Source organism: Variovorax sp. YR752 (assembly GCF_943372545.1).
In genome coordinates, this window is the sequence record NZ_CALRZC010000324.1 from 1 (window position 1) to 6,935 (window position 6,935).

At 70.7% G+C, this 6,935-nt stretch carries 7 protein-coding genes; 5 read left to right on the top strand and 2 right to left on the bottom strand.

Going from position 1 to position 6,935, the window contains the following annotated elements; genetic code table 11:
• Together AAG801_RS38845 and ffh are read right to left on the bottom strand one after the other, a co-directional pair.
• Positions 1-297 (bottom strand): hypothetical protein (locus AAG801_RS38845; RefSeq protein WP_341893226.1); only part of this gene is annotated, 297 nt, incomplete at its 3' end.
• A gap of 61 nt (positions 298-358) precedes the next feature.
• On the bottom strand, positions 359-1,732 hold the full coding sequence (gene ffh / locus AAG801_RS38850) for a signal recognition particle protein (RefSeq protein ID WP_341893227.1): 1,374 nt from the start codon (positions 1,730-1,732) through the stop codon (positions 359-361).
• 47 nt (positions 1,733-1,779) lie between these two features.
• Between ffh and ccsA the strand changes: the two genes are divergently transcribed.
• Genes ccsA through ampD form a run of 5 tightly spaced genes read left to right on the top strand, consistent with a single transcriptional unit; the run spans position 1,780 to position 6,908 of the window.
• Positions 1,780-2,598 (top strand): cytochrome c biogenesis protein CcsA, encoded by an 819-nt coding sequence (gene ccsA, locus AAG801_RS38855; protein ID WP_341893228.1) that lies wholly within the window; start codon positions 1,780-1,782, stop codon positions 2,596-2,598.
• Positions 2,599-2,609: 11 nt separating this feature from the next.
• Positions 2,610-2,852 (top strand): PP0621 family protein, encoded by a 243-nt coding sequence (locus tag AAG801_RS38860; protein ID WP_341893229.1) that lies wholly within the window; start codon positions 2,610-2,612, stop codon positions 2,850-2,852.
• A gap of 30 nt (positions 2,853-2,882) precedes the next feature.
• Positions 2,883-4,778, top strand: a complete 1,896-nt coding sequence (locus AAG801_RS38865) for an ATP-binding protein (RefSeq protein ID WP_341893230.1) — start codon at positions 2,883-2,885, stop codon at positions 4,776-4,778.
• A complete protein-coding gene (locus AAG801_RS38870; RefSeq protein ID WP_341893231.1) occupies positions 4,775-6,313 on the top strand; it encodes a sigma-54 dependent transcriptional regulator in 1,539 nt (512 codons plus the stop codon). The genes AAG801_RS38865 and AAG801_RS38870 overlap by 4 nt, the downstream gene beginning before the upstream one ends.
• Positions 6,297-6,908, top strand: coding sequence for a 1,6-anhydro-N-acetylmuramyl-L-alanine amidase AmpD (ampD, locus tag AAG801_RS38875; RefSeq protein ID WP_341893232.1), 612 nt, complete (start codon positions 6,297-6,299; stop codon positions 6,906-6,908). Before AAG801_RS38870 ends, ampD begins: the two co-directional genes overlap by 17 nt.
• The last annotated feature ends 27 nt before the right edge of the window (positions 6,909-6,935 follow it).

Below are 6,935 nucleotides of genomic sequence, written 5' to 3' on the forward strand. Positions count from 1 at the left end.
GCCCAGGCGACGCAGCCACTCGGCGTACGAGTAACGCGTCGGCACCTTCAGGAAGCGTGCCAGCGGCACCTGGGCGAGGATCATGTAGCCGGGCAGTGCGCGTTCCAGCGTGCCGTAGGCCTGGCGCTCGGCGGTGGTGAGGATGCGCGTCGCGGCGGGGGGCCAGGCCACGACCGTGTCGAGGCGACCGCCGTCCTTGGCCCGCTGCTCGCTCGATGCGCCGCGGCGACGCAGCACGAGCGCCAGCAGACCCGTGACCACGGCCGCAGCCAGTACCGCGACAGCCCAACCCGGCATCAAGCTTCCCCGTCGTGCAAGTCAATGAAGGTGCGCAGCATAACGCGGCGACGGCGCCGGGTCACCGCGGCCCGCCGGGCAGCTTCATGCCGCCCATGCGCTTCATCATCTTCATCAGGCCGCCGCCCTTCATCTTCTTCATCATCCCCTGCATCTGCTCGAACTGGTTGAGCAGGCGGTTGACCTCCTGCACCTGAACGCCCGCCCCCGCGGCGATGCGGCGCTTGCGCGTGGCCTTGATCAGCTCGGGCTTGCGCCGCTCGAGCGCCGTCATCGAGCAGATGATGCCTTCCATGCGGCGCACGTCGCGCTCGGCGCGGTCCATGTCGGCCTGGCCGAGGTTGGCGGTCTTGCCGCCGGTCATCTGCGTGGGCAGCTTGTCGATCAGGCCGGACAGCCCGCCCATCTTCTTCATCTGCGAGATCTGCATCAGGAAGTCGTTGAGGTCGAAGCCATCGCCCGACTTGACCTTGTCGGCGAGCTTCTGCGCCGCCGCGATGTCGACGCCCTTCTGCACCTCCTCGACCAGCGCGACGATGTCGCCCATGCCGAGGATGCGGCCGGCATGGCGCTGGGCGTCGAACACCTCGAGGCCGTCGATCTTCTCGCTGGTGCCGGCGAACTTGATCGGCGCGCCGGTGATCTGCCGCACCGACAGCGCCGCGCCGCCGCGCGAGTCGCCGTCCATCTTGGTCAGCACGATGCCGGTCAGCGGCAGCGCTTCCTTGAAGGCGCGGGCGACATTGATCGCGTCCTGGCCCTGCATGGCGTCGACGACGAACAGCGTCTCGACCGGGTTCAGCGCCGCATGCAGATCGGCGATCTCCTTCATCAGCGCCTCGTCGATCGCGAGGCGGCCGGCGGTGTCGACGAGCAGCACGTCGAAGTAGTGGCGGCGCGCGTGGTCGATCGCGGCGCGGGCGATGTCCAGCGGCTTGTCGTTCGCGGTCGACGGGAACCACTCGGCGCCGGCCTGCTTCGTGACGGTCTTGAGCTGCTCGATGGCGGCGGGGCGGTAGACGTCGGCCGAGACGGTCAGCACCTTCTTCTTGCGCTTGTCGATCAGGTGCTTGGCCAGCTTGGCGGTGGTGGTGGTCTTGCCGGCACCCTGCAGGCCGGCCATCAGGATGACCGCCGGCGGCTGGGCAGCCAGGTTGATGTCCGCCACGCCATCGCCTATCGTCGCGGCGAGTTCGCGGTTGACGATGCCCACCAGCGCCTGGCCCGGCGTCAGCGAGCCCACCACATCGGCGCCCAGCGCCTTGTCCTTCACCCGGGCGATGAAGTCGCGCACGACGGGCAGCGCGACGTCGGCCTCGAGCAGGGCCATGCGCACCTCGCGCAGCATCTCCTGAACGTTGCTCTCGGTGATGCGGGCCTGGCCGCGCATCGTCTTGACGGCGCGACTCAGGCGTTCGGTCAGGGTGGAAGCCATGCTGGAGCGCCGCCCGGGAACGAGAAGCGCGAAAGTACACTGTGGGCATGATTTTATCTGTCGGCCCCGGTGGGGACATGGGCTGGGCCCTGTTGCTGCCCACGCTGGCGGCCCTGGTGGCCTACGCGCTGGCGGCGGTGATGCCGGTGCAGCGCGAGGCGGCGCTGCGCAATGCGCTGCTGGCCGGCTGGGTCGCCCATGCACTGTCGATCGTGGTCGACATCGGCGGGATCGGCGCCACCGTGAGCGGTGCGCGTTTCGGATTCGCGCCGGCCCTGTCGGTCACGATGTGGCTGGTGCTGGCGGTGTATGCCGTCGAAAGCCGCTTCCTTCCGCTGGCTGGCGTGCAGCGCACGCTCGCGCTGCTCGGCGCTGCGGCGGTGTTGCTGGCGCTGATCTTCCCCGGCGAACTGCGCCCGAACGCACTGTCGCGCTGGGCGCCGCTGCACTGGGTGCTGGGCATCGCTTCCTACGGCCTGTTCGGTGCGGCCGTTCTGCACGGCGCGATGCTCAACCGCGCCGAGCAGCAGCTTCGCCAACGCACCGCGCCGGCGGCCGGCGGCATGCCTCTGCTTCGGCTGGAACGGCTGACCTTCCGCTTCGTCGGGGCAGGCTTCGTCGTGCTGTCGGCGGCGCTGCTGCTCGGTGCCTGGTTCGCCAACCCGTGGCGATGGGACCACAAGACGGTGTTCTCGATGCTCGGCTGGGTGGTCTTCGCGGCCCTGCTGGCCGGGCGCCGCGCCTTCGGCTGGCGCGGGCCGATCGCCACGCGCTGGCTCTACGGCGGCGCCGCGCTGCTGCTGCTGGCCTACGTGGGATCGCGCTTCGTGCTCGAGATCCTGCTGCAGCGCCCGCCGGCGAACTGAGGGCCGTGCCGATGAAGTACGTGCTGCTCGTGGTCGCCGTGCTGGTGCTGGTGTGGCTGTTGCGCGGTGCACGCCGCCCGGGCCTGCCGTCGCGACCGGCTGCCGACCGTGCGGATGCCAAGGCCCAGCCGATGGTCGCCTGCCAGCATTGCGGCGTGCACCTGCCGCAGCACGATGCCTTGCCTGGGCGAGGCGGCGTGTTCTGCACCGAGGCCCACCGTGCCGCGTACGAGCGACAGCATCCGCCGGCCTGAGCGCGCCGCCGTGCATATGCGGAGGGGCTCGTGAGCGCGCCGCCCCGTGGCCGCGAGAGGCGCGTGGGCGACCGACGCGGCCCGCGTCGCGCGCCCACCGCCGACGAGTCCTGGTTCGGCGCCTTCGGCTCCGCAGAAGACACTCAGGTCTCGACCGACGACGGCGCCACCATGCCGATGCCGGACGCATCGACGCGGCCGGCCGGGTCGACGCTCGATTCGCGGCTGTTCTCGCGCCAGGCCGAGCGCATTGTCAGTGCCGGCCAGACGGCCTTCGACCGCATCTACCGCACCTTCATCGGCGCGCGTGCCGCGCTCGGTGTCGCGCTCGTCGTCGCGCAGGCGATCACCGGCCTGTTCGGCGCGCGGCCGTCGCTGCCGGCGGCGCTGGTCAGCGTCGCCTACGGTGCGCTGGCGCTCAGCCTGTGGCTGCTGCCGCGCCGCCGCACAGTGGAGCCGAAGTCGCTCGCCCGCGTGCTCGGCGCGCCATGGCTCACCACCATCGGCGTCGACGTCATTGCATTCAGCGCACTGCACATGCTGACGCCGGGCGCGAGCCTGAACTACGTCGCCCTGCTCGTTCTGCCGGTGCTGATGGCCGGCGTGCTGACGCCGCGGCCGCTGGCGCTGGCCACTGCGGCAGCGGTGGCGCTGATGCTGCTCGTCGCGGCCTGGCTCGGCTCGCTGCGGGACGGCAGCCTGACTCAGCTGATGACGCAGGCAGCGCTGGCGGGCAGCGGCTTCTTCGTCATCACCGTGCTGGCGGGCGAACTGGCCGGGCGGCTGGCGCGCGAGGAACTCACCGCGCTCGGCAACATGGAGATGGCACGCCAGCAGGCGGCGCTGAACCGCCTGGTCATCGAGGAGATGCAGGACGGCATCCTCGTCGTCGACCGCCGCGGGCGCGTTCGTGCGGCCAATCCTGCCGCGCGGCGCCTGCTGGCGCCAACGGGGATGAGCAGGCCGGCGCCGTTCCAGCTGCGCGGGGTCGAAGCCTGGTCCGAGCTGGTGCGCACGGTCGAGCAGGCATTCGTCGAGTCGGCCTGGCCCGAAGCCGGCCGCGACGTGACGCTCGAATTCGAGCCGGGCTCTGCGCGCACGCTGCGCGTGCGGGTGCGCTTCACGCGGCACAAGGCGGCTCAGGCCAACGAGGACTTCTGCGTGCTCTTCCTCGAGGACGTGCGCAACATGCAGGCACGCAGCCGGCAGGAGAAGCTCGCCGCGATGGGCCGTGTCTCCGCCGGCATCGCGCACGAGATTCGCAACCCGCTGGCGGCGATCGCCCAGGCCAACGCGCTGCTTGCAGAGGACGCCACCGAGCCGGGCCAGCGCCAGCTGACGCGCATGGTGGCCGACAACGTCGACCGGCTCAAGCGCATCGTCGACGACGTGATGGAGGTGGCGCCGGGCCAACCCCAGGAGGTTCATGCGATCGACGCCACCGCGCAGGTGGCAGCCGTGTGCAGCGATTGGGCGCGCTCGGCGGGCGTCAAGCTGGGCGACCAGAGCGTGCTGCGCGTCGACCTGCCGTCACAGCCGCTGGGCGTGGCTTTCGACGCCGAGCACCTTCGCCGGGTGCTGGTCAACCTGCTCGACAACGCCCACCGCCACGCCAGCGGCAGGCCGGGTGCCATCCTGCTGCGCCTGGACTCGCGCGACGAGACACGCGCCTTCCTCAGCGTGGCCAGCGACGGCGCGCCGATCCCACCGGAAGTCGAGCGCTATCTCTTCGAGCCGTTCTTCTCGACGCGCAGCCGCGGCACCGGACTGGGCCTGTATATTTGCCGTGAGCTGTGCGAGCGTTACGGCGCGAGCATCGACTACCGGTCGCGCGCCCCCGGCGACCCGCACGGCAACGAATTCTTCGTGGTGATGCGGCGCATGCCGCTGGCCGACACCGACGCGCGACTGCACCTGACCTCATGAGCTCCGCCTCGCATTTCAGTCTCCTGGTCGTCGATGACGAGCCCGACCTGCGCACGCTGTACGAGCTGACGCTGCTGCGCGAGGGCTACGACATCGAGACCGCCGCGACGGTCGAGGAGGCGTGGGCACACCTGAAGGACCGCACCTACAGCGCGGTCATCACCGACATGCGCCTGCCCGACGGCACCGGGCTGGACCTGCTGCGTCGCCTCGAGGAGTCCGGCCGGCGCGAGAAGGCGATCGTCATCACCGCCTACGGGTCGGCAGAGAACGCGGTCGAGGCGCTGAAGGCCGGCGCCTACGACTACCTCACCAAGCCGGTCGACCTGAAGCAGTTCCGTGCGGTGGTGGCCTCGGCGCTCGGCCGCGGCGGCCCGGCCGTGCCGACGATGGACCCGTCGACGCTGCCTTCGGAGAACGGCACGCCGGCGCAGCCGAAGTCTCCGAAGCCCGCCGCCGCGCCGGCCGCACCGGCCAGCAACGCGCTGCGCCGCATGGCCGGCCGCTCGGCGGCGATGCTGCACGTGCGCGCGTTGGTCGAGAAGGTGGCCCGCAGCATGGCACCGGTGCTGGTCAACGGCGAGTCGGGCACCGGCAAGGAACTGGTCGCACGCGCCATCCACGAGATCAGCCCACGCGCGGCGCAGCCTTTCATCGCGGTCAACTGCAGCGCGATTCCGGAACAACTGCTCGAGGCGGAATTCTTCGGCTACCGCAAGGGGGCCTTCACTGGAGCGGCCGAGGACCGCGAGGGCTTCTTCCAGGCCGCCAACGGCGGAACGCTGTTCCTCGACGAGATCGGCGACCTGCCGCTGTCGATGCAGAGCAAGCTGCTGCGGGCGATCCAGGAGCGTTCGGTGCGGCCGGTCGGCGCGGTGAGCGAGCAGTCGGTCAATGTGCGGCTGCTCAGCGCCACCCACAAGGATCTTGGCGCCGAAGTGCACGCGGGAAAGTTCCGCCAGGACCTCTACTACCGGCTGAACGTCATCCAGATCCGCGTGCCGCCGCTGCGCGAGCGGCTGGAGGACCTGTCGGACATCACCGAGCGAGTGCTCGAGCGCATCGCCCACGACGCCGGCGTGTCACCGCCGCCGCGGTTGACGCGCGAGGCGCTTCAGCATCTGTCGCGCTATGCGTTCCCGGGCAATGTGCGCGAGCTGGAGAACCTGCTGCACCGCGCTGTTGCGCTGTCGGGCGGCGAGACGATCGATGTCGCGGATCTCGGCCTGCCCGAGTCCGAGATGGCTGAGCCCTTCGTCGTCGAGCCCGACGCTTTCGCGGCGATGGCCGTCGATGAACCGCCGCTGCGCTTCCCGCCAGCGGCCCACGCCGTGCCGGCCGAGGAGCCCTTGCCGCAGGACCTCGCCGCGTACCTGGACGAAGTCGAGCGCGACATCCTTGCCCGAGCGCTGGAGCGGCATCGCTTCAACCGCACGGCCGCTGGCGCCAGCCTCGGCCTGTCGCTGCGACAGATGCGCTACCGCATGGCGCGGCTGGGCGTGAACGTCGGCGGCGACGGTGTCGAGCGAGAGTAGGCCGGCGCGCATCGCCAGGACGCGGTGGAACGCGGGCTGGTGGTCGGCGGCACGCCGCTGCGACTCGCCGAACTTCGGCCCGCGGCCCGATGGAACGCGCGTGTCGCTGCTGGTGCTGCATTCGATCAGTCTTCCACCAGGCGAATACGGTGGCCCTGCGATCGAGCAGTTGTTCACCGACCGGCTCGACTGGGATGCCCACCCGTACTTCCGGACGATCCGCGGCATGCAGGTCTCGGCGCACTTCGTGGTACGGCGCGATGGCTCGCTGCTGCAGTTCGTCTCATGTGACCGCCGCGCCTGGCACGCCGGCCGCTCGTCGTGGAAGGGCCGCGACAACTGCAATGACTACTCGATCGGCGTCGAGCTCGAGGGGCTGGAGGGCGAGGCTTTCGAGTCGGCGCAGTACGACACGCTGCTCGCACTCGCGCCCGGCCTGGCGCGCCGCTACCCGATCGAGGCCGTGGCCGGCCACGAGCATGTGGCGCCGGGCCGCAAGGGCGATCCGGGCGCCGGCTTCGACTGGGCCTGCCTGCGCGCCGGTCTGCTGTCCGTCGGCATCGCGGATTGGGACTTTCCCGACAGTGCAACATGACGCAACGGCCGTCGATGCGCCGGGAGG